The organism is Yersinia sp. 22-579 (genome assembly GCF_030433455.1).
Lineage (GTDB): Bacteria > Pseudomonadota > Gammaproteobacteria > Enterobacterales > Enterobacteriaceae > Yersinia > Yersinia enterocolitica.
Window position 1 is genome coordinate 42063 of sequence record NZ_JAUJTZ010000017.1, and the last position, 22016, is coordinate 64078.

The following is a 22016-nucleotide window of genomic DNA, read 5'->3' on the forward strand; positions in this document are numbered from 1 at the left end:
CAATGAAACTGACCCCCAATTATTACCGTGACCGCGTGTGCTTGAATGTGCTGGCCGGTTCTAAAGATAATGCGCGCGCGATTTATCAGGCTGCTGAAGGGCATGTGCTGGTGGGCGTGTTATCGAAGAATTATCCAGAGGTCGACAGTGCCGTCAAAGACATGCGTGAGTACGCAGCCCTGATCGACAATGCTTTGTCGGTGGGGCTAGGTGCGGGCGACCCCAGGCAGTCGGTGATGGTGAGTCAGATTTCGCAACAGGTACAGCCACAGCATGTGAATCAGGTATTTACCGGCGTCGGTGCCAGCCGTGCCTTGCTGGGCCAGCACGATACTGTGGTCAATGGCCTGATATCACCGACCGGCAAAGTCGGTTATGTGAAGATTTCAACCGGCCCGCTCAGTTCACAGCAAAAAGACGCGATTGTGCCGGTCACCACCGCCATTGCGATGTTGAAAGATATGGGCGGCAGCTCGGTAAAATTCTTCCCGATGAATGGGTTGGATTCTATTGATGAATACCGTTTTGTTGCCGAGGCTTGCGCAGCAACTGGTTTCTGGTTGGAGCCAACCGGCGGTATTGATCTGGATAATTTCGAACAAATTGTGCAAATCGCGCTGGATGCGGGTGTGACGAAAGTTATCCCGCATATCTATAGCTCGATTATTGATAGCAAGACCGGCAATACCCGCCCGGAAGATGTGAAAACATTATTGGATATCGTGAAAAAGATAGTGCAATAACCCACTAATTTACCTGTTAAGAACTCAGTATCGGTGGAGGTAGGTGTGGCGGTTTGGCTTGGCGCGACACCTACCTTCTGGTAGCTCTTCCCTATGAGTAAGGACCAATATGAATAACTGTTCAACAGATTCTGGTTTGAAAGACCTGTCCGCAGGTATTGCTCTGGCTATGGTCGCGCTGTTTAATCCACTGGCGCATGCTGCACAGCCTGGCAATCAGTCTTTTGCTTATGTCGGTACTTATAATCCCAACGGGGAAGGGGTTTACCGGTTCTTGGTTGATACTAAATCGGGTGAATTAAGTGAGAAAACGCTGGTTAGCTCACTGGCGAATCCGGCACAACTGGTGGTGGATGCTCAGGGGAAAACCTTATACGTCGCCAGTGAGGTTGCGGATTTCAATGGTGGCAAGCACGGCTCGATTGCGGCATACAGCATCAACCCGGCTGATGGTAATTTGACATTAATTAATCAGGTTGATTCTCAGGGCGGCGGGCCGGTGTATCTCTCATTAACGCCATCGGGCAGCCATTTACTGGTCGCTAACTATATCAGCGGTTCGGTGGCTGTTTTCCCGGTACAAGGTGGCGGCAAACTTGCTGAGGCCAGTTCGATACAGCAAGATGAAGGCCCTGCTGGGGCGGCGAGACCTGCGGCTGCGGTGGAAGGGAGCTTTGCCATCAGTGACCACAATGGCCCACATGCACATATGATAGCCAGCTCACCGAGTGGCAAATTCGTGTTCTCCACCGATCTGGGGTTAGACAGAATTTATCAATACCGCTTTGATGCGGATAATGGCAAATTGATACCGAACTCGCCGCCGTTCATTGATGCCTCATCTGCTGGTGCTGGCCCTCGGCATTTTGTGTTCCACCCTAACGGCAAAACACTATTCTTAATCAACGAAGAAGCCTCAACCCTCACCAGCTACCAGCTGGATACAGAAAAAGGTACGTTGAAACAGCTACATACTCTGTCGTCACTCCCGGCTGATTATCGCGGCACCAACTTTGCAGCGGGCCTGACGCTCTCGAAAGACGGCAAATTCCTGTATGTTGCGAACCGTCTGCATAATAGTATCGGCCAATTTGCCGTGACCGCTGACGGTGAATTTAAGCCAGTAGAGGAAGTATGGACACGGGGTGACTACCCGCGCACGCTGGTGCTTGATCCTACGGGGCACTATTTATACGCCATGAATCAACGAAGCGATAACATAACGCGCTTTAAAGTCTCTCCGCAAAGTGGCAAATTGACCTTTGTCCCAGGCTATACCGCCGTTGGCAGCCCATCGCAAATGGTATTCGCCCCGGCCGCACAGAAAAAATGATATGAGGTACGCGCCCCCTGTGGCCATGCTGTCAGGGGGGCAGCTAATATTCTGAATAACGGAGTGGAGCAGTGAGATTTCCCTATCAACGTCTGGCCTATATGTTCGATGCACTGCAATCGGAAACGCTACCTCAGGAGGAGTTGGCGAAACGTTTTGCGGTCTCGACACGTACTGTACGGGCTGATATTACGGCGTTGAATGAGATTCTGGAGCATTATGGCGCGCACTTTGTGCATAATCGTGGCTTCGGTTATCGGCTGATGGTGGAAGATGCAGACCGCTTCCGTAGCCTACAGCAGCAAAATCGTAAGGTGCACCTGACGCCGCGCACCGCTAATGAACGGGTGCACTATCTGTTAATCCGTTTTTTGACCTCTGCTTTTTCATTGAAGTTAGAAGATTTAGCCGATGAATGGTTTGTCAGCCGTGGCACATTACAAAATGATATGGCAGAGGTGAGAGAAAGGTTAAACCGCTATCATTTGACCATCGAAACTAAGCCTCGTTATGGTATGAAGTTGTTTGGTTCTGAGCTGGCCATCCGTACCTGCCTGACAGATTTACTGTTCCAGTTACAACTGCAAGATGCTGATAACCCGTTATTAAAAAATGAATTTTTAAGTATCCAAACCATTCCAGAATTGACGCGGTTGCTGCATGAATTACTCGCGCAATATGCCGTACGGTTAACCGATGAAGGCGAGCAATACCTGATTTTCTACTGTGCGGTGGCAATAAAGCGTATCACCGACGGTTATCCCTTATCTGATTTTGATGCCGAAGATGTGGATGAAGCGGTTAAGTTAGCCTCGGGCCGTTTGGCTACTGAGCTTAAGTTGCTGTCAGGAAAAGATATTTCAGCTGCCGAAGAAGCTTATTTGCGTGTGAATATTGCCGCCCGCCGGGTGCAGGCCAGCCAGTTAAATACCAGTCGACCGAGTGAAATCAATGCCGATGACGAAGAGACGCTGGTGGACTACATCCTCTCGTACATTAATGCTCACTATAACTACAATTTGCAGGGCGATAAGCAGCTGCGGGTTGATTTACTCACCCATATCAAGACTATGATAACCCGGGTGAAGTATCAGATTACGATTCCTAACCCATTGTTATCCAATATTAAACAGCACTATCCGATGGCCTATGACGTCACACTGGCGGCGGTTTCCAGTTGGGGGAAATATACGCCTTACAGCTTAAGTGAAAATGAAATTGGCTATCTGGTGTTGCATATAGGGGTGGGTTTGGAGCGCCATTACAACATTGGTTATCAGCGCCATCCGCAGGTGATGCTGGTGTGTGATACCGGTAATTCCACCACCCGAATGATTCAGGCGCAGATCTCGCGTAAGTATCCGCAAATTGTGATGACTCAAACCATTTCCCTGCGTGATTACGAAAATCTTGACCATATCGACGAAGATTTCATTATTTCTAATTCGCGACTAACGGAAAAGAACAAGCCGGTAGTCGTGATGTCCCCCTTCCCGACGGAATATCAATTAGAGCAGCTGGGTAAGTTGGTCTTAGTTGATCGTACCCGGCCTTACATGCTGGAAAAGTTCTTTGATAGTCAGCACTTTATGATTATCGACCAGCCGATGACGCAGGAGCAGTTGTTTAAAAAAGTCTGTAGTCAGTTGGAAGAAGAAGGTTTTGTGGATGGGGATTTCTACCCGTCAGTGGTGGAGCGAGAAGCGATTGTCTCTACCATGCTAGGTGAAGGGATAGCATTGCCACATTCACTGGGCCTATTAGCCAAAAAAACAGTAGTGGTCACTTTGTTGGCACCTAATGGCATTGCCTGGGGGGATGGCGAAGTGGCTCATGTCATTTTCCTGTTAGCTATCAGCAAAACCGATTATGAAGAAGCGATGGCGATTTATGATCTGTTCGTGACCTTTGTGCGTGAGCGCTCGATGAGCCGTTTATTGAGTAGCCAGCATTTTGATAGTTTTAAGGCTATTGCGATTGATTGTTTGAGTCGAATTTAGGTGGTTGAGAGAAATAGAAAAGGCCACCAGTGAGACGGGCAGCCTTGGCAAAGCAGAGAGGCGTTGAGCCTATCAACTATGCAGCGATATTGGATCCGGTTTGTACAGTTTAGTCAGATTGGATACATCAACATTCTCTTCTGCTTTTCCCAGGTCGTAAGCGGCCTGGAGGCGGAGCCACATTGCCGGGGTACTTCCCAGAACCGCGGCCAGTTTTACCGCCATTTCCGGTGAAATTGCCGCCTTACAGGCAACCAGCCGTTGTACCGTTGAAGGTGACACGTTTAATGCTCTGGCAAACTCCCTTATCCCGAGCCCCAAATCTTCGAGGATTCCTTCAATCATTTCCCCTGGATGTGGGGGATTATGCATTTTCATTAGTGGTAGTCCTCGTAGTTAAGAATAAACGCATCTCCAGCGGTAAACTCGAATGTAATGCGCCAATTTCCGCTTACTGTTACTGACCAGATCCCTTCTCTTTCACCTTGTAACGGATGGAGCTTGTATCCGGCAACATTGACATCCTCAATCGTTTCCGCCAGGTCGATAAATCGCAAGCGGTCTCGAATTCGCTTAACATGCTGGGGATTAATGCCCGCAGCAGAACCTGTTTCAAAGAAGCGTTGCAGTCCTTTGTGTTTCCAACTTTTTATCATTTATCGTTCCTTGTTGCGCTACAAGAGTCATTATAATCCTTGTAGCGCATCGCGCAACACCCACAGGTTAATAATCAAATCACTGCCAGCCATATCTCCTGACAAACCAGCCTTTCACTAGCTGTGTCGTCACCATGTAACCTGCCAAAATCACCATCAGCCATGGGAAGTATGAGAGTGGTAGTGCCTGTAATTGCAGGAATCCGGCCAGTGGCGAGAAGGTTAGCCCGATACCGACTACCACCACTGCCAGTGTCATCAGACACAGCGGCCAGGAAGCGCGACTTTGAATAAAGGGAATTTTACGAGTGCGAATCATATGCACAATTAAGGTCTGGGACAGCAGCCCTTCAACGAACCAGCCAGACTGGAACAAGGTCTGCATTTCCGGCGTATTAGCTTTAAATACCCACCACATTAAGCTGAAGGTCAAAACGTCAAAGATTGAACTTATCGGCCCAAAGAACACCATAAAGCGCCCAAGATCGCCGGCGTTCCAGCGCTGTGGTTTTGCCAGCTGTTCTTCGTCGACATTATCAAATGGAATGGCAATCTGAGAAATATCATACATCAGGTTCTGGATCAGCAGATGCAGCGGCAGCATCGGTAAGAAGGGTAAAAATGCACTGGCAATCAGCACACTAAAAACATTACCGAAGTTAGAACTGGCCGTCATTTTGATGTATTTCAGCATGTTGGCAAAGGTACGGCGGCCTTCTATCACGCCCTGTTCCAGTACCATCAGGCTCTTTTCCAGCAAAATGATATCAGCCGCTTCTTTAGCAATATCTACTGCCGAATCCACCGAGATCCCGATATCCGCCGCCCGCAGTGCCGGAGCATCGTTGATACCATCGCCCATAAAGCCGACCACATGGCCTGCTTCTCGTAGATTTTGCACGATGCGCTCTTTATGCATCGGTGTCAGCTTCGCAAATACGGTGGTGGTGCGAGTAGCTTGCGTCAGTTCTGCCTCACTCATTTGTTCGATATCACTGCCACGCAAAACTTTTTCGACCGATAACCCGACATCTTTACAGACTTTACGCGCCACTAACTCATTGTCACCGGTAAGAATTTTGACGCTGACACCACTGTTTTTCAATGCCAGTAGTGCGGGCGCGGTGCTCTCTTTGGGTGGGTCTAGGAAGGCGATATAGCCTTCAAGAATCAGGTCATATTCGTCGATAACCGCATAATTGCGCTGATATGCTGGCAAAATCCGTGTGGCGACTGCTACCACCCTCAGCCCTTGCTGGTTTTGCTCATCGGTAACGCGGCGGATGCGTGCCAGCAGCGTATCGGTCATTGGGATGACGTCATCTCCCTGACGGACATGGCGGCAAATAGACAGCATCTCTTCCAATGCGCCTTTGCAGATTAACTCGTGATAATCCGATTGGTCGCTGACCACCACGGACATCCGGCGGCGCTCAAAATCAAATGGGATTTCATCGATTTTACGGTAACCTGCCAGTATTTCAGCAGACTGGGATGAATCAGTCATGGACGAAAGCACCGCCACGTCCAGCAGGTTTTTCAAGCCGGTTTGGTAGTAACTGTTGAGCCAGGCATAGCGCATTACACGTTCACAATTGGCTCCAAATACGTCGGTATGGCTCTCCAGCACAATCTTATCTTGGGTCAAGGTGCCGGTCTTGTCGGTACACAGAACATCCATCGCGCCAAAGTTCTGAATAGCATCCAGCCGTTTGACGATAACTTTTTGTTTTGACAGCTTTACTGCCCCTTTTGCCAATGTGGATGTGACGATCATCGGCAGCATTTCTGGGGTCAAACCCACGGCAACTGAGAGAGCAAAGAGTGCCGCTTCCCACCAATCACCTTTGGTAAACCCATTGATTAACAACACAATGGGTGTCATGACCAACATAAAGCGAATCAACAACCAGCTGACTTTGCTGATACCGCTCTGGAAAGCATTGGGCTGTTCATCCTGATGGGTCACACGCTCAGCTAACAGACCAAAATAGGTTTGATTACCGGTACCGATAACGATGGCCAGTGCTGATCCACTCACCACATTGGTGCCCATAAAGCACAGGGTATCCCGCTGCAATGGGTTTTGTTCATCACATTCCCGGCACTGCGCCACTTTCTCCACCGGCAGAGATTCACCCGTCAGGGCGGCCTGGCTGATAAACAGATCTTTTGCCAGCAGAATACGTAAATCCGCCGGGATCATGTCACCGGCAGAGAGTTTAATAATATCGCCAGGCACCAATTGGGAAATCGGCAGTTCGCGATGTTCGCTTTTTCCGCTATGTGCATCACTGCGTAGCACTGTGGCGGTGTTGCTGACCATGGCTTTTAGCGCATCTGCTGCGCGGTTAGAGCGGGCTTCCTGGATAAAATGCATCAAGGTAGAAATCAGCACCATAGCACCAATCACCAGTGCGGCGGTGAGGTCTTCCGTGGCGTAAGAAATCAAGGCCAGAATGGTCAATAGCAAGTTAAAGGGGTTGCGATAACAGTGCCATAGGTGAACCCACCAAGGGGTAGCCTGCTGATTTTCAATCAAATTACTGCCACAATTTTGGCGAATAGCCTCGGCTTCTTGCTCAGTCAGTCCTTCGGGGTGGCTGTGAAAGCGCTGATAAAGCTGCTGCGGCGCTTCATTGGCACACTGCAAACGCTGCCGGGCCAGTTCTGCCGGGATATCTTTTACCGTACTTCCTGCTGAAACCCCCTCAAGCATGGTTTCCCGCCGGATCAGGCGGCGGGGCAGGTTGCGGCTCAATACATTGAGCAATTGGCGGGTGAAATTTTTAATTTGCATGGTTCAAACCTTACTGTCATACCTGAATTGTCTTCAGGTAGCGCCCACGGCAAACCTGCCGTAGAGAGGGCAAAAACATCAGCAGCAGAAACCAACGCAGGGAGAATGCGCAGTGACTGCTTATCAGATTGTTATCCGATAAGGCAGCCACGTCAGACGGGGAATTACCTTATCGGTACACCCAAAGGGTGTAGATTGAGGGAACAGGGTCCACTGGGTAATTAACCTCCGGTGAGTGAAGAATCACTTTGTTTGAGCGGCACACCATCGCACTCAAACAGTTATACAAACAATAAACTGCGTCATAATTATTGCCACGGCAAAAATCACCCTGACGGGAATTTCATCCGTTAGGGTAATAATATGTTACCAGTCATAGGGATATCATGCGCTGAGTCTGATTCTGGGCATGGTATGCTTCCCACCGTTCTGGTAAATATAAATAATACGGTAGCTATAAATAATCAGTTTATTATATGTATTCAAACCTAAACATTAGGTAAACCATGCAAAACCGTTTGACCATTAAGGACATTGCCCGCATGAGTGGAGTCGGAAAATCCACCGTTTCACGGGTATTAAACAATGAAGGCAGTGTCAGCCCACAGACGCGAGAGCGAGTTGAGGCGGTTATCCGTCAACAGGGGTTTACCCCATCAAAATCGGCCCGCGCGATGCGTGGTCAGAGCGATAAAGTGGTGGGGATTATTGTCTCACGTCTGGATTCTCCCTCTGAGAATCAGGCGGTGCGCACCATGTTGCCGCTGTTCTATCAGCAAGGTTACGACCCTATTCTGATGGAAAGCCAGTTTGATCCTGAGCTGGTTAGCGAGCATCTGCATGTTTTACAACAGCGCCATGTGGATGGGGTGATTCTTTTTGGTTTCACCGGCTTAACCGCAGACATGCTCGCGCCGTGGCAGGAAAAAATGGTGGTACTGGCGCGAGAATATAGCGGTTTCTCTTCGGTTTGTTATGACGATGAAGGGGCGGTGCGGCTGTTGATGGATAAACTGCGCCAGGCCGGGCATCGCCATATTAGTTATATCGGTGTGCAGCCCTCGGATGCCACGACCGGTATGCGTCGTCATCAATCTTATCTCGATTACTGCCAGCAACATGGCCTGACTTCCACTGTTGCGTTGGGAGAATTGAGCTATCAGAGCGGCTTTCAGCTCGCGCCTCAAGTGATAAAACCCGATACCTCCGCACTGGTATGTGCTTCTGATACTATTGCTATGGGGGTAAGTAAGTACTTGCAGCAGCAAGGGCAACAACACATTCAGGTATGTGGTATCGGCAACACACCCTTGTTGCACTTCTTGTTCCCCAATAGCCTGTCAGTCGAGTTGGGTTATGGTAGTGCAGGTGTGAAAGCGGCACAGCAACTGCTTGATCAACTTAATAATAACCAACCCCTTCAACAAATTATTATCCCCGGCCAATTGGCTTGATGTTTTTTCGCATCTTTATGCTCCCTGCCAGCTCATTTGGAGTCATCGGAGCGCTTTGGGCTTAACTAATTTTCGATGAAAATTTGCACAAAAATTGTCAAATTGTGATCTTGGACGCAAGTTGGGAACGTTCCCATTTCATAAAAATAAATACTTGGCTAACCTTAAATAAGCCACTTGGAACCGATCCCACCTTTACGAAAGGTATGCTGAAATGAGCAAAGTAAAACAACAAGACATCGATCAATTGATCGTACTGGTGGGAGGCAGAGAAAATATTGCCACTGTCAGCCACTGCATTACCCGGTTACGTTTTGTATTAAATGATCCAGCAAAAGCATTTCCTAAAGAGATCGAAAAGCTGTCGATGGTCAAAGGCTGTTTTACTAATGCCGGTCAATTTCAAGTGGTTATCGGGCCGGAAGTCGATGATTACTACCAGGCGCTCATTGCTAAAATTGGCCAAAATGAGGCAGATAAAGAACAAACCAAGCTGGCTGCGCGCCAGAATATGACCTGGTTTGAGCGCGGTATCTCTCACTTTGCCGAGATCTTCTTCCCGCTGTTGCCGGCTTTGATCAGCGGCGGTTTGATCCTCGGTTTCCGTAATGTCATCGGCGACATCCCAATGTCCGAGGGCCAAACGCTGGCACAGATGTATCCGGCGTGGAAAACCATTTACGACTTCCTATGGTTACTGGGCGAAGCCATCTTCTTCTACCTGCCAGTAGCTATCTGTTGGTCGACGGTGAAGAAAATGGGCGGCACTCCGGTATTGGGGATTGTATTGGGGATTACGCTGGTTTCTCCACAGCTAATGAACTCTTATCTGTTGGGGCAGCAGATCCCTGAGGTGTGGGACTTCGGCTGGTTCACTATCCAAAAAGTGGGTTATCAGGCGCAAGTTATCCCTTCAATTCTGGCCGGTTTAGCATTGGGCTGGATTGAAACCAATCTGAAGAAAATTATTCCTGCTTATCTTTACTTAGTTATCGTGCCGGTGGTGTCTTTATTGCTGGCAGTATTCCTCGCTCATACCTTGATTGGGCCATTTGGTCGCATGATTGGTGATGGTGTGGCATGGGGCGTGAAAGCAGTGATGACCGGTAGTTTCGCACCTATTGGCGCTGCGCTGTTTGGTTTCTTGTATGCGCCGTTAGTGATAACCGGGGTGCATCAAACCACATTGGCTATTGATATGCAGATGATTCAGAGCATGGGCGGTACACCTGTTTGGCCGCTGATTGCCTTGTCCAATATCGCGCAAGCCTCTGCGGTGCTGGGCATCATTATCATTAGCCGTAAGATCAATGAACGAGAAATTTCTGTTCCAGCGGCCATTTCAGCCTATCTCGGAGTGACTGAACCCGCCATGTACGGTATCAACTTGAAATATCGCTTCCCAATGTTGTGCGCCATGATTGGTTCTGGACTGGCAGGCCTGATTTGCGGGCTAACAGGGGTGATGGCAAATGGTATTGGTGTCGGTGGTTTGCCGGGTATTTTGTCGATCAAACCGCAGTTCTGGGCGATTTATTCTCTGGCAATGTTGGTGGCAATTGTCGTGCCACTGGTACTGACCATACTGGTTTATAAACGCAAAGATAGCCGCGGTGAATTGCCGGTCTGAACCGCAAACCTCCGCCAGTGGTTATTCCCTGGCGGAGTTATTTTCTCAATTTTTTCGGTTTTTTCTACAAATAAGAGTCTGCTATGAATAATCCTATTCCTTGGTGGCAAAACGGCGTCATCTATCAGATTTACCCGAAGAGTTTTCAGGACAGCACCGGTAATGGTTACGGTGATCTGGCGGGGGTGACGCAGCGGTTGGATTATCTGCAAAAACTCGGTGTTGATGCTATCTGGCTGACGCCGGTTTATGTTTCGCCGCAGGTGGATAATGGTTATGACGTGGCGGATTACTGTGCCATTGATCCGGCTTATGGCACCCTAGATGATTTTAAACATCTGGTGGAACAAGCCCATCAGCGTGGTATTCGTATTGTGATGGATATGGTGTTCAACCATACATCCACTGAACATGCCTGGTTTAAAGCATCAACAGACCGCAACAGTCCTTACCGCCAGTTCTATATTTGGCGTGATGGGAAGGGTGATGATTTGCCCAATAACTGGCGTTCTAAATTTGGTGGCAATGCCTGGCAATGGCATGCGGCCAGTGGCCAGTATTATCTGCATTTATTTGCCGCTGAGCAGGCTGATCTCAATTGGGAACACCAACCCGTACGCGATGAATTGAAAAAAGTATGTGAGTTCTGGGCGGATATTGGCGTAGATGGCTTACGTCTGGATGTGATCAATTTGGTGTCCAAACAGCAAGATTTCCCCGATGATTTTGACGGTGATGGCCGCCGTTTCTATACCGATGGCCCACGTATCCACGAATTTTTGCAAGAAATGAGCCGCGATGTGTTTCAGCCGCGCGGCCTGATGACGGTGGGTGAAATGTCTTCCACCCGTCTTGAGCATTGCCAGAGTTATGCTGCATTGGGCGGCGATGAACTGTCGATGACCTTTAATTTCCATCATTTGAAAGTGGATTATCTCAATGGTGAGAAATGGTCACTGATGCAACCGGATCGTGTCGAACTTAAGCAGATTTTTAACCAGTGGCAGCAGGGGATGCATAATCGTGCCTGGAATGCGTTGTTCTGGTGCAACCATGACCAGCCGCGTATTGTCTCGCGCTTTGGTGATGAAGGTGCGCTGCGCTTACCTGCCGCTAAAATGTTGGCGATGGTGCTGCACGGTATGCAGGGCACGCCGTATATTTATCAGGGCGAAGAGATTGGAATGACCAACCCAAACTTCAGCTCTATTGATCAATACCGTGATGTTGAAAGCCTGAATATGTTTGCCGCATTAAGTGCAAAAGGCCGCGATGCTGATGAGTTATTGGCAATTTTGGCGACTAAATCCCGTGATAATGGTCGTACCCCGATGCAATGGGATCGCAGCCATAATGCCGGTTTTAGCCAGGGAACCCCGTGGATTGAGCCTTGCAGTAACTATGGTGAGATTAACGTCGATGCCGCGCTGGCTGATGCTGATTCGGTATTTTATGCCTATCAATATCTGATAGCCCTGCGCAAACAACATGATGTGTTCACTTTTGGTGACTATCAGGATCTTTGCCCGCAGCAGCCAGATTTATGGTGTTATTTACGCAGTTGGCAAGGTAAGCAGCTGCTGGTGGTGGCGAATCTAAGTGGTGCGCCGCAACAATGGCAGCCAGAGGATATCGATCTGGATGGTCACTGGCAGTTGTTGATGAGCAGCTATGGCGAAAGCGCCTTCCAGCCGCAGGCCATGGAATTGCGCGCCTATGAGGGGATTTATTGGATTAGGGATTGATTAGATCAGTTTGGAGCTGGTTTCGGTTGAGGTGGCAATGACAGCATTGAGAACAAATCTCATATCAACCGAAGCCAGATCCACTCTATTATCCCCCCAACTTCAACTCTGGGAGCTGAGAAAAAATACTCACTAATCCTTCCCCCCACCCTTTACGGATCATCATAAAATAAGGATGATCTTCCGTGATCCGATATTGCTGAGCGGTACTGAAACTGTCCAGCGGGTAGATCATCACGTCCAGTGGCAATCCCACCGACAGATTACTGCGCAAGGTTGAATCCATTGAAATCAACGCACACTGCATTGCCTGATCCAGCGCGGTGTTGTAGCTCAACACGCGGTCGATAATGGGCTTACCATACTTACTTTCACCAATTTGAAAATAGGGTGTATCTGGCGTGGCTTCGATAAAATTCCCTTGCGGATAAATATGAAACAACCGCAGCCCCTCACCGTTAATCTGACCGCCTAACAGTAGGTTACAGCTAAAATCGGTCCCGCCACTGTTTTGCTGCGCGCCACTGTCCCGGTTAATCACCTCCCGCACCGTTTCGCCCAACAACGTGGCCGCCTCATACATCGACGGCACATTCATCAGGTTAGTCAGTTCGGAGTCTAAACATCGACGTTGCAGCAAACTGACAATGCTCTGTGTGGTGGCAAGATTGCCTGCACTTTGCACTACCAGCGTTCGTTCGCCATCTTGCTGAAACAGATGCAATTTACGGAAAGTGGAAATATGATCCACCCCAGCGTTAGTGCGGGAATCAGAAGCAAACACTAGCCCGGACGACAGCCGCATGGCCACACAGTAGGTCATAACAATCCTTAAGTCAGGTACGTTTATTGCGACATATCCAGCCGCGGGTTTGATAGCATATGCACGGCAGCTATGGTTTGCATATCTTCATAGCCACCGCCTCGGCGGATACCGCGCACCGGGCAGGCATCCAGATAATCGATGCCCACCGCCAGCTTCAAATGCTGATTCGGTTGGCAGGTATTATTGGTGACATCAAAACTCTGCCAATAGCCATTCAGCCAGACTTCAGCCCAGGCATGAGTCGCAACATGACTGGAGGATTCTGTATAAAGATAGCCGCTCACATAGCGAGCCGGAATATTTAAACTTCGGCAACAGGCAAGAAAGACGTGCGTGTGATCCTGACAAACGCCTTGCTCGGCAGCAAAAGCCTGCGCTGCGCTATCTTGCACCGTCGTGGTGCCGGGGCTGTAGGGCATTTTAGCCAGCAACTCTCCCATTAGATGTGTCAGGCAATCCAATTGCCCTGCGGCACTGCTAACCCCTTCACAATAACCCGCCGCAAACTGGCGGATAGCAGCATCCGGTTGCGTCAGTGGGCTGTGGCGTAAAAAAACCAATGGAGAAAGGTGATCGCCACTGTCATCTTCGACATTATCTTCAATCTCGACCACGCCTTGAGCCTGAATAGTGATGGCCTGATGCGGTTTATCCAGCGTCAAAACATGTAGCACATTGCCAAAGGCATCAGTGGTGCAAATGGCTTCCTCCGGCAAAGTCAGTTGCCAGGACAAAATGCGCTGATGGGCTGAATCCTGCGGGGTCAGGCGCAGATATTGTGTGCTGTGCTGCACTTGCTGGGCGTAGGTGTAATGGGTGCTGTGATCGACATTCAGTCTCATTGGACCTCCAGATAGGTTTGACGAATGCTATCGGCAATAGCATTTATCTTGCCTAAAAAATCCATCAGGTAGACGTGCAGGCCATCGGCCATGACATCCGTGATGCTGCTAAAACGCAACTCGGCGAGCAAAATACTGACTAACCGCCGAGGCTGGTTGCTGCGATTGCCACCAATCAATGCCAACTGCTGTTCCATATCGTTGACACAAGCCAACAGGGATCGCGGAATTTCATTACGTAAAATCAGTAGCTCAGCAATAGCCTCGCGGCTCAGTTGCTGTTTATACAAACTGTGGTAGGCCTCACGGGCGCTGACAGCCCGCAATAAGGTATCCATCCGGTAGTATTCGCGCACCGGATCATCGTCGTTATCCAGTAATTGGTTTTTTACATCCAATAGGCGGGCAGTGCTGTCAGCCCGCTCAATCAAAGTGCCCAGACGAATGAAATAGAGCGCATCGCTGCGCAGCAAGGTGCCATATACCGCACCGCGAAATAGATGTGAGCGCTCCTTAACCCAATCAAAAAAGGCATCGATTCCAGTCGCGCTAATCCCTTGGCGGCGTAACTGTTTTATCTCAATCCAGGTGGCATTAATGCTTTCCCACACTTCGGACGATAAGCTACCGCGCACTGCATGGGCGTTATTCCATGCCATCTGTAAGCAACTGAAAATGCTGCTGGGGTTATTACTGTCGAGCACGAAGAAATTCAGCAGGTGGGTCATCGAGACCTGCGGATAGTGCTCGGCAAACAAAACCTGGGTGTTACTCAGGCTAAGGGGTACCAGTAAATCAAAATTCGCGCGATTGCTGGTGGGCATCATCGAGAGCCGGTTAGTGACATCCAGTACCCGGGTAATGTTTTCTGCCCGCTCAAGATAACGGGCCATCCAATAAAGCTCGCTGGCTGTTCGACTTAGCATGCATCATCCTCCAGTACCCAGGTGTCCTTGGTTCCACCGCCTTGTGAAGAGTTAACTACCAGCGAGCCTTGTGCCAGAGCCACGCGAGTTAACCCACCGGGCACTAAACGAATCTCCGCACCGGATAAAGCAAAGGGGCGTAAATCAATGTGCCGCGGAGCTAATCCATTGTTCACAAAGGTGGGGCAGGTGGAGAGGGCGAGGGTTTCCTGCGCAATATAGTTTTGTGGTCGTGCCAGCAGTAATTGGCGAAATTGCGCAATTTCAGCTTGTGTCGCCGCAGGACCAATTAACATGCCATAGCCCCCGGCACCATGAACTTCTTTTACTACCATCTGCTCAAGATTGGCTAAAACGTATGAGAGATCAGCTGGTTGACGGCATTGCCAGGTCGGAACGTTCGCCAGAATAGGTTCTTCAGAGAGGTAAAAGCGAATCATTTCCGGCACATACGGATAGATAGATTTATCATCTGCAACACCAGTACCAATAGCATTGGCTAATACAACCCCACCGGCTCGATAGACGGACAGCAATCCGGGGATCCCCAGCATGGAGTCAGGACGGAAAGCCAATGGATCAAGGAAAGCATCATCAACACGGCGATAGATAACATCAATTTTGCAAGGGCCGGCAGTAGTGCGCATAAATACCGCCCCTTCTTTGACGAACAGATCGGCACTTTCGACCAGTTCGACCCCCATCTGCTGAGCCAGAAAGCTGTGCTCAAAGTAAGCGCTGTTAAAGCGCCCAGGGGTTAATACCACCACGGTAGGGTCATTAACCGGTGTGCTTTCGCGCAGGGTTTGCAATAAGTGGGAAGGGTAGCGTTCCACCGGTGCAATGCGCTGTTCGACGAATAGCTCTGGATAGAGTCGCATCATCATTTTGCGGTTTTCCAGCATATAAGAGACGCCGGATGGGGTGCGCAGGTTATCTTCCAGTACGTAATAAAGGCCATCGCTATTACGCACCATATCCACGCCAATAATATGTGCGTAGGTGTCTCGGTGCAGGCTCACCCCTTGCATACAGGGTTGATATTGGTCATTAGCCAGCACTTGTTCGGCCGGAATAATCCCGGCTTTGAGAATATGTTGTTCGTGATAAATATCATGCAGGAATGCATTTAACGCCTGAACCCGCTGGCGAATACCGCGGTCAAGCATCTGCCATTCGCTGGCCGGGATAATGCGCGGCACACTGTCAAACGGGATTAGCCGCTCGGCGCCATCATCGTCACCATACACATTAAAGGTAATGCCCACCCGGTGAAACAGCAGTGCGGCCTCTTCGCGTTTGCGTGCAATTGTCAGTTGGTCTGCCTGTTGCAACCATTGCCAGTAGGCGTCGTAATGGCCTCGATGTTTCCCCTCAGCCAGTAACATTTCATCGAAAAATTGTGGTGTGGAAAGGTCGATGTTCAGCATTATCACCTCGCTAACAGAACAGGCTGTATTCGGGATCACGCATAAACTGTGCCAGCTCGTAAAACTGGCAAAATAAGGGAAGTTAGCGCGATTTCAGCACTATTTGGGTGCAATGATTGAGCAAGATGCTTTATGACTGAGCAGGATGTTGCTCCGTCTTACAGATGATGATCTGCAATAGCGCATTGATAACGTCAGAGAGAAAATAGGGGCGGATAATAAAAAACGGCCGGTAAGCACCAGCCGTAGACGCAATCACATCAGTATTAACGACGTACTGCGATAGCTTCGATTTCGATTTTTACATCTTTTGGCAAACGGGCAACTTCCACACAAGAGCGCGCAGGGAATGGCGCATTGTGTTCAGTGAAGAAAGCTTCGTAAGTGGCGTTAACGGTACTGAAATCGTTCAGATCTTTCACGAATACCGTGGTTTTCACGATATCGGCAACTTTCAGGCCAGCGGCTTCAACGATAGCTTTCACATTTTCCAGTGATTGGCGTGCCTGAGCTGAAATATCATCAGCCACCAGGCCGGTTTTCGGATCAACCGGGATCTGGCCGGAAGTGATGATCATGCTGCCCAGATCGACACCCTGAACATAAGGGCCAATGGCGGCAGGGGCGAGCTCAGTGCTGATAGTGCGGGACATGTAGACTCCTGGTTTACGTAATGCGGAAAAAATCAACTCGACCATTATAAAGGCAGCTTGAATTACAGCAACTGAAGCAAATCAAGTTTGCGATGCTCCGCAACGGCGAATATTGCCACTATTGTAAATATTTTTAGGCAGCAATATTCGTCTGGGTAGGTATCAACCTGCTTGCGACACTTAATCTACTTGTAACTCTTAATCTGCTTGTAGCACGACCTGATGGTCGAACTCTTTCTCGCAATATTTGCATTTAAGGTGGATCTCACCTTGTTTGGCCTTCACTTTGAAGCTGGAATCGACCGGTTCATTATGGCTGATACAGTTACTATTAGGGCAAGTGAGGACGCCGTCGATATGATCTGGCAAACTGAGTGTCAGTTTTTTCACCACTTCATAATTGTCGATGCGGTTGACCGTGGCATCGGGGGCATACATGGCTAATTGATTGGCTTGTTGCTCTGTCAGGAAGGTATTTTCTATTTTAATCAAATCCTTACGACCTGATCGCTTAGACGGTAAATTTAACCCGATGGTGATGCGTTGGTCGGTCGCGGTCAGTTTGAACAGCGACAATAATTTAAACCCGATTTGCGCCGGAATATGGTCAATCACGGTGCCGCATTTAATCGCTTCAACCTGTAGTTTGTAATCCTGAGTCATATTCAATCCCCTTAAAGAGCCAATTCTGCGTTTAATACCAATGCCAGCAGCGCCTGACGTGCAAAAATCCCGTTACCTGCTTGTTGGAAATAGTAAGCGTAAGGAGTTTTATCAACATCAGTCGTGATTTCATCGATACGCGGCAGTGGATGTAGCACTTTGAGATTATCTTGTGCGCCATTTAAATCAGCCGCGCGCAGGACAAACTGTGCTTTGACGTTGGCATATTCTGATGGGTCAAGGCGTTCTTTTTGCACGCGGGTCATATAGAGAATATCCAGCTCTGGTACCACTTCTTCAATACTTTCGTGCAGGCTGTATTCGATGCCTTTTTCTTCGAGCATTTCAAGAATATAAGCTGGCATTGCTAATGCATCTGGGGCGATAAAGAAGAAGCGATTGCCGTTAAATTTTGCCAGCGCTTGTGTCAGTGAATGTACGGTACGGCCATATTTTAGGTCACCGACCATAGCGATATTGATGTTATCCAGTCGGCCCTGGGTTTCCTGAATGGTGAATAAATCGAGCAGTGTTTGGGTTGGATGTTGGTTGGCACCATCACCGGCATTGACCACCGGCACATTGCCGGAGAACTGGGTGGCAAGGCGCGCAGCACCTTCTTGTGGATGGCGCATGACAATGGCATCGACATAGGTACTGATGACTGACATGGTATCAGCCAGCGTCTCACCTTTCTTACCTAGCGAGGTGTTGCTGCTATCAGAAAAACCGACAACGGATGCCCCAAGGCGATGAATCGAGGTTTCAAACGACAAACGGGTGCGGGTTGAGGCTTCGAAAAAGCAACTGGCGATCACTTTGTGTTTTAACAGCTCGGGTTGCGGATGGCTTTTCAAACTGGCGGCGGTGCGCAGTACCAGTTCCAGTTCCTCGCGACATAAGTCGTTAATTGAGATGATATGCTTGTGATACAACGGGTTGGCCATTTTCGCTCTCCTCTATGGTTGCCCGTGGTCTCGGGCTACCCTGGTTTCTTTAATCAGTTGTTATACGGTAATAGATGAATCTGGTGCCGATCGGCAGACAAAAAAAAGCCCCTCAATGAGGGGCCTTTCAGGATCGGTTTAGCAACGGGAGAAAGAATGGCAATTGGCTGCCTGCTAGCAGTCTATTTTGTCGACCATAGATAGGGTCATTTTCAACAAAACGACGATGTTTAGCAAAATTCAAGCGGCTTTTCATCATTTCTCCCGGCAAATTGTGGCGAATTATACTCGCGTGGGATTTCTCTGCAAGAGGGGAAAGCCGCATTTTTTATGATTAGCAAACGATTACCCAGTACATTTGATTTCAAATATCTTAAGTTGGGTAATGTTTGTTTAGATGTGATTTATTCAGATGTGATTTGTTTAGATGTGGTTTGTTCAGTGGCTGGTTTGGTTGTTGACGCAGTGGATCATTTTTCGGTTGATAGTCGTTCAGTTATTACCTTACTTTTGTGGCCTCAACCGAGCAGGAGGGCAGGCCGGCCCTCCTGCACCTGCGGCTTGCGCGAAATATTACTGCTTTCGCAGTTCCCTCCAGCAGCCGCTGGCCTTATCGAGCCAGCGCGAGTCGCTTCCTGCTCCAGCGCGCTTTTCGCCGCCGTCCATGGCGGCTCACTCGGGCCATCGTCTTTGTCGGTAATATCCCTGATTGCGCTCAAGGTCAAAAGAGAAAATCAAAACCCTGTTTTTGACCTTGATGTTAAAAGCACATTTGAGCTGCCGAATGAAGAGTGGAGGTAGGACGCGAGGCAGGGAAGCCGAGCGAGGGCCGCTTGAGCATGGATGCGAATCGGCCCGGTCCGTCAGCGAAATGATGAGTGAGGGAACCCACGCAGTGGGCAAGCGATACGTGCGAAAGCGCGGGATTCCACAAGGGGGCCGCTGCCCCCTTTGGCGGTTGGTGCATCGGAGATTAAGTGGGCAATGAAATTCTAACAACCGAAGCGGATCATCTAATCAGACATCAACCGAAATCTGAGCGTATGCTGGCAATGAAATTCTAACAACCGAACCTATCATCTAATTAAATATCAACTAAACCGCAAAAATAAAAACTTAATCTTCATCAAATCCCGAATTAAACAGTTCAATCACCGCCGCCAGAGCCTGAATCTCATCAGGCCCGGTAGCTTCAACCTCAATCTGGCGGCCTTTGGCAGAATCAAGCATCAGCAGTGCAATCACACTGCTGGCTTCGGCTTCGGTACCACTGTCATTACGTAACATCACTTCTGCATCAAAACTCTGAACCAGCTCGAACAATTTCATTGCGGGTCTGGCGTGCATTCCCAACTTGTTTTTGATCTCAACGGTTTGTTTGACAGTCATTTATTTACGTTTTTCCAGAGTACGATGACGTGATTGGACGTTCTTGCCGCGGGCGCGGAAATAATCGGCCAATTGTTCAGCAACATAGACTGAGCGGTGCTTACCGCCGGTACACCCAATAGCTACCGTCAGATAACTGCGGTTATTGGTTTCCAGCATCGGCAACCACAGTTCCAGATAACTGCGGGTCTGATAAATAAAGTTATGCACTTCAGTATGGCGATCAAGGAAGGAGATCACCGGCTTATCCAGACCTGTCATCGGGCGTAATTTAGGGTCCCAGTGCGGGTTAGGTAGGAAGCGTACGTCGAAGACATAATCTGCATCAATAGGGATGCCGTGTTTAAAGCCGAAGGATTCAAACACCATGGTTAACTCGCGCTCACGTTTACCCAATAGGCGGGTACGGAGCATCTCAGCTAATTCATGCACTGACATTTCAGAGGTATCAATAATCAAGTCAGCCCGCGAGCGCAAAGGCTCCAGCAGGTCGCTCTCTTCATCGATAGCACTTTCTAATGACAGGTTTTTGGTCGACAGCGGATGCAGACGACGGGTATCACTATAGCGACGAATCAGGGTATTGCGGTCAGCATCTAAAAACAGCAACTGCGGTGAAAAGCTGTCTGGCAGTTGGGTCATTGCATGCTCAAATACCTCAGGAGACTCAGGCATATTGCGTACGTCTATGCTCACTGCAGCGGAGATATTCCTATCGGCAAGTGTACTTGCCAATTGCGGCAACAGAACCACGGGCAAGTTATCGACGCAATAAAAGCCCATATCTTCCAATGCGCGCAAAGCAACAGACTTCCCTGAACCGGAACGGCCGCTGACAATCATCAGCACCATGTGAGTGACTCCCCTTGGTATCTACAATTAAATGAGAACCCTGTATCCCGGCTACAGGAGCCGGACATAGTAAATAAAATAGACGTTACTTGCCTGACCTGACTACTCTGTTTCTGGCGGTAATTCAGTGATGATCTGATAAAGCTCGTCATCACTTTGCGCTGCTCGTAAGCGGCGGCACACTGTTTTATCAGCTAATCGCTTGGCCACTAAAGACAAAGTGTGTAAGTGAGTTTTACATTGATCTGCCGGAACCAACAAGGCAAATAATAGGTCAACCGGTTGGTTATCAATAGCATCGAAAGCAATGGGCTGTTCCAGGCGGATAAATACACCTACAGCGCGCAGTGTATCTTCCTCCAGCTTGCCATGAGGTATCGCGATACCACTACCAATGCCAGTACTGCCCATGCGTTCGCGGGTTAACACAGCATCGAATACGACCTGTGACGGCAGGTTAAGCTGTTTGGCAGCTAACTCGCTGATAATTTCCAAAGCCCGTTTTTTACTTGAGCAATGTACGGAGCTTTTGGTGCACTCGATATTTAATACCGAGCTTAATTGCAATGCTGGATCGTTGATCATTTCATCTTTCACTTAAGCGCTGTTTTACGCCTGATGCCAGCAGAATATTCTTCTCTGCTGGCATCAGGTTATGTAGCGAGTGTAGAACCTTTGCTGTCTACCCGTCATACTTCAAGCCGCATGTGCGTTGACTGCCCTCGTTCACCTCAGTCACTTACTGGTGTAAGCTCCTGAGGATTCGCTCAGTTGCCGCCTTCATGCAACTCGAATTATCTAGGGTATATAACAGCAACAAGGCTCCTAATGTTGTTTCAATTTATCTTTGTGTTTGTTCAACTGGCGGGCCAGTTTATCAACCAAAATATCAATTGCGGCGTACATATCTTCCTGCTCTGAACTTGCGTGCAACTCGCCTCCATTCACATGTACCGTGGCTTCTGCAATTTGTTTTACTTTTTCGACACTTAAAACCACATACACTTGGTTAATTCGATCAAAATATTGCTCAAGTTTGGCAAATTTAGTGGTAACAAACTCGCGTAATGCGTCGGTTATTTCGACATGATGTCCGGTAATATTGAGTTGCATAGTGTCTTCCTTCT

General features: G+C 48.9%; 21 protein-coding genes. 7 read left to right on the plus strand and 14 right to left on the minus strand.

The features are described 5' to 3' along the window. The first annotated feature begins 2 nt into the window (after positions 1 to 2). The 3 genes from QSV56_RS18385 (at position 3) to QSV56_RS18395 (ending at position 4076) form a co-directional block, all read left to right on the plus strand. A complete protein-coding gene (locus QSV56_RS18385) occupies positions 3 to 743 on the plus strand; it encodes a KDGP aldolase family protein (protein ID WP_050321875.1) in 741 nt (246 codons plus the stop codon). 109 nt (positions 744 to 852) lie between these two features. Further along, positions 853 to 2076 (plus strand): lactonase family protein, encoded by a 1224-nt coding sequence (locus QSV56_RS18390; RefSeq protein ID WP_050321874.1) that lies wholly within the window; start codon positions 853 to 855, stop codon positions 2074 to 2076. A gap of 71 nt (positions 2077 to 2147) precedes the next feature. After that, a complete protein-coding gene (locus QSV56_RS18395) occupies positions 2148 to 4076 on the plus strand; it encodes a transcription antiterminator (RefSeq protein WP_072084089.1) in 1929 nt (642 codons plus the stop codon). A gap of 72 nt (positions 4077 to 4148) precedes the next feature. Here QSV56_RS18395 and QSV56_RS18400 read toward each other — a convergent pair whose 3' ends face one another. From QSV56_RS18400 to mgtA, 3 genes are all read right to left on the minus strand, one after another. Further along, entirely contained in the window at positions 4149 to 4454 is a 306-nt protein-coding gene (locus QSV56_RS18400) for a HigA family addiction module antitoxin (RefSeq protein WP_005162529.1), read from the minus strand. Further along, the gene (locus QSV56_RS18405; protein WP_005162526.1) at positions 4454 to 4732 is read right to left on the minus strand and encodes a type II toxin-antitoxin system RelE/ParE family toxin; all 279 of its coding nucleotides are present in this window, start codon (positions 4730 to 4732) and stop codon (positions 4454 to 4456) included. The genes QSV56_RS18400 and QSV56_RS18405 overlap by 1 nt, the downstream gene beginning before the upstream one ends. A gap of 79 nt (positions 4733 to 4811) precedes the next feature. Further along, positions 4812 to 7532, minus strand: coding sequence for a magnesium-translocating P-type ATPase (mgtA, locus tag QSV56_RS18410; RefSeq protein WP_050334655.1), 2721 nt, complete (start codon positions 7530 to 7532; stop codon positions 4812 to 4814). Positions 7533 to 8038: 506 nt separating this feature from the next. On the opposite strand from mgtA, the gene treR reads away from it, so the two are divergent. From treR to treC, 3 genes are all read left to right on the plus strand, one after another. Then, positions 8039 to 8986: a trehalose operon repressor TreR gene (gene treR / locus QSV56_RS18415; RefSeq protein ID WP_046050170.1), complete on the plus strand. Its 948-nt coding sequence runs from the start codon at positions 8039 to 8041 to the stop codon at positions 8984 to 8986. A 214-nt stretch (positions 8987 to 9200) separates the two neighbouring features. After that, positions 9201 to 10616, plus strand: a complete 1416-nt coding sequence (treB, locus tag QSV56_RS18420; protein ID WP_019080061.1) for a PTS trehalose transporter subunit IIBC — start codon at positions 9201 to 9203, stop codon at positions 10614 to 10616. Between the two features lie 83 nt (positions 10617 to 10699). Next, entirely contained in the window at positions 10700 to 12361 is a 1662-nt protein-coding gene (treC, locus tag QSV56_RS18425; protein ID WP_301213227.1) for an alpha,alpha-phosphotrehalase, read from the plus strand. 88 nt (positions 12362 to 12449) lie between these two features. Here treC and QSV56_RS18430 read toward each other — a convergent pair whose 3' ends face one another. From QSV56_RS18430 to pyrB, 7 genes are all read right to left on the minus strand, one after another. Beyond that, entirely contained in the window at positions 12450 to 13184 is a 735-nt protein-coding gene (locus QSV56_RS18430) for a proteasome-type protease (RefSeq protein ID WP_019080059.1), read from the minus strand. A gap of 23 nt (positions 13185 to 13207) precedes the next feature. After that, positions 13208 to 14029: a transglutaminase family protein gene (locus QSV56_RS18435; protein WP_005162507.1), complete on the minus strand. Its 822-nt coding sequence runs from the start codon at positions 14027 to 14029 to the stop codon at positions 13208 to 13210. Then, the gene (locus QSV56_RS18440; protein ID WP_301213230.1) at positions 14026 to 14955 is read right to left on the minus strand and encodes an alpha-E domain-containing protein; all 930 of its coding nucleotides are present in this window, start codon (positions 14953 to 14955) and stop codon (positions 14026 to 14028) included. Before QSV56_RS18440 ends, QSV56_RS18435 begins: the two co-directional genes overlap by 4 nt. Then, positions 14949 to 16385 (minus strand): circularly permuted type 2 ATP-grasp protein, encoded by a 1437-nt coding sequence (locus tag QSV56_RS18445; protein ID WP_046050173.1) that lies wholly within the window; start codon positions 16383 to 16385, stop codon positions 14949 to 14951. Before QSV56_RS18445 ends, QSV56_RS18440 begins: the two co-directional genes overlap by 7 nt. A 266-nt stretch (positions 16386 to 16651) precedes the next feature. Continuing rightward, positions 16652 to 17038, minus strand: coding sequence for a 2-iminobutanoate/2-iminopropanoate deaminase (gene ridA, locus QSV56_RS18450; protein ID WP_005162498.1), 387 nt, complete (start codon positions 17036 to 17038; stop codon positions 16652 to 16654). Positions 17039 to 17236: 198 nt separating this feature from the next. Further along, entirely contained in the window at positions 17237 to 17701 is a 465-nt protein-coding gene (pyrI, locus tag QSV56_RS18455; protein ID WP_019080056.1) for an aspartate carbamoyltransferase regulatory subunit, read from the minus strand. A gap of 11 nt (positions 17702 to 17712) precedes the next feature. Next, positions 17713 to 18648 carry an aspartate carbamoyltransferase gene (gene pyrB / locus QSV56_RS18460; RefSeq protein WP_019080055.1) on the minus strand — a complete coding sequence of 312 codons (936 nt, stop codon included), beginning with the start codon at positions 18646 to 18648 and terminating at the stop codon, positions 17713 to 17715. Between the two features lie 330 nt (positions 18649 to 18978). On the opposite strand from pyrB, the gene QSV56_RS18465 reads away from it, so the two are divergent. After that, the gene (locus QSV56_RS18465; protein ID WP_172665990.1) at positions 18979 to 19449 is read left to right on the plus strand and encodes a hypothetical protein; all 471 of its coding nucleotides are present in this window, start codon (positions 18979 to 18981) and stop codon (positions 19447 to 19449) included. A 315-nt stretch (positions 19450 to 19764) separates the two neighbouring features. On the opposite strand, the gene npr is transcribed toward QSV56_RS18465, so the two are convergent. The 4 genes from npr to hpf form a co-directional block, all read right to left on the minus strand. Further along, the gene (gene npr / locus QSV56_RS18470; protein ID WP_005162489.1) at positions 19765 to 20037 is read right to left on the minus strand and encodes a PTS phosphocarrier protein NPr; all 273 of its coding nucleotides are present in this window, start codon (positions 20035 to 20037) and stop codon (positions 19765 to 19767) included. After that, entirely contained in the window at positions 20038 to 20889 is an 852-nt protein-coding gene (rapZ, locus tag QSV56_RS18475; protein ID WP_005162486.1) for an RNase adapter RapZ, read from the minus strand. It lies immediately after the preceding gene. 102 nt (positions 20890 to 20991) lie between these two features. Then, positions 20992 to 21474 (minus strand): PTS IIA-like nitrogen regulatory protein PtsN, encoded by a 483-nt coding sequence (gene ptsN, locus QSV56_RS18480; protein WP_005162484.1) that lies wholly within the window; start codon positions 21472 to 21474, stop codon positions 20992 to 20994. Between the two features lie 240 nt (positions 21475 to 21714). Then, on the minus strand, positions 21715 to 22002 hold the full coding sequence (hpf, locus tag QSV56_RS18485) for a ribosome hibernation promoting factor (RefSeq protein WP_005162480.1): 288 nt from the start codon (positions 22000 to 22002) through the stop codon (positions 21715 to 21717). Positions 22003 to 22016 lie beyond the last annotated feature (14 nt).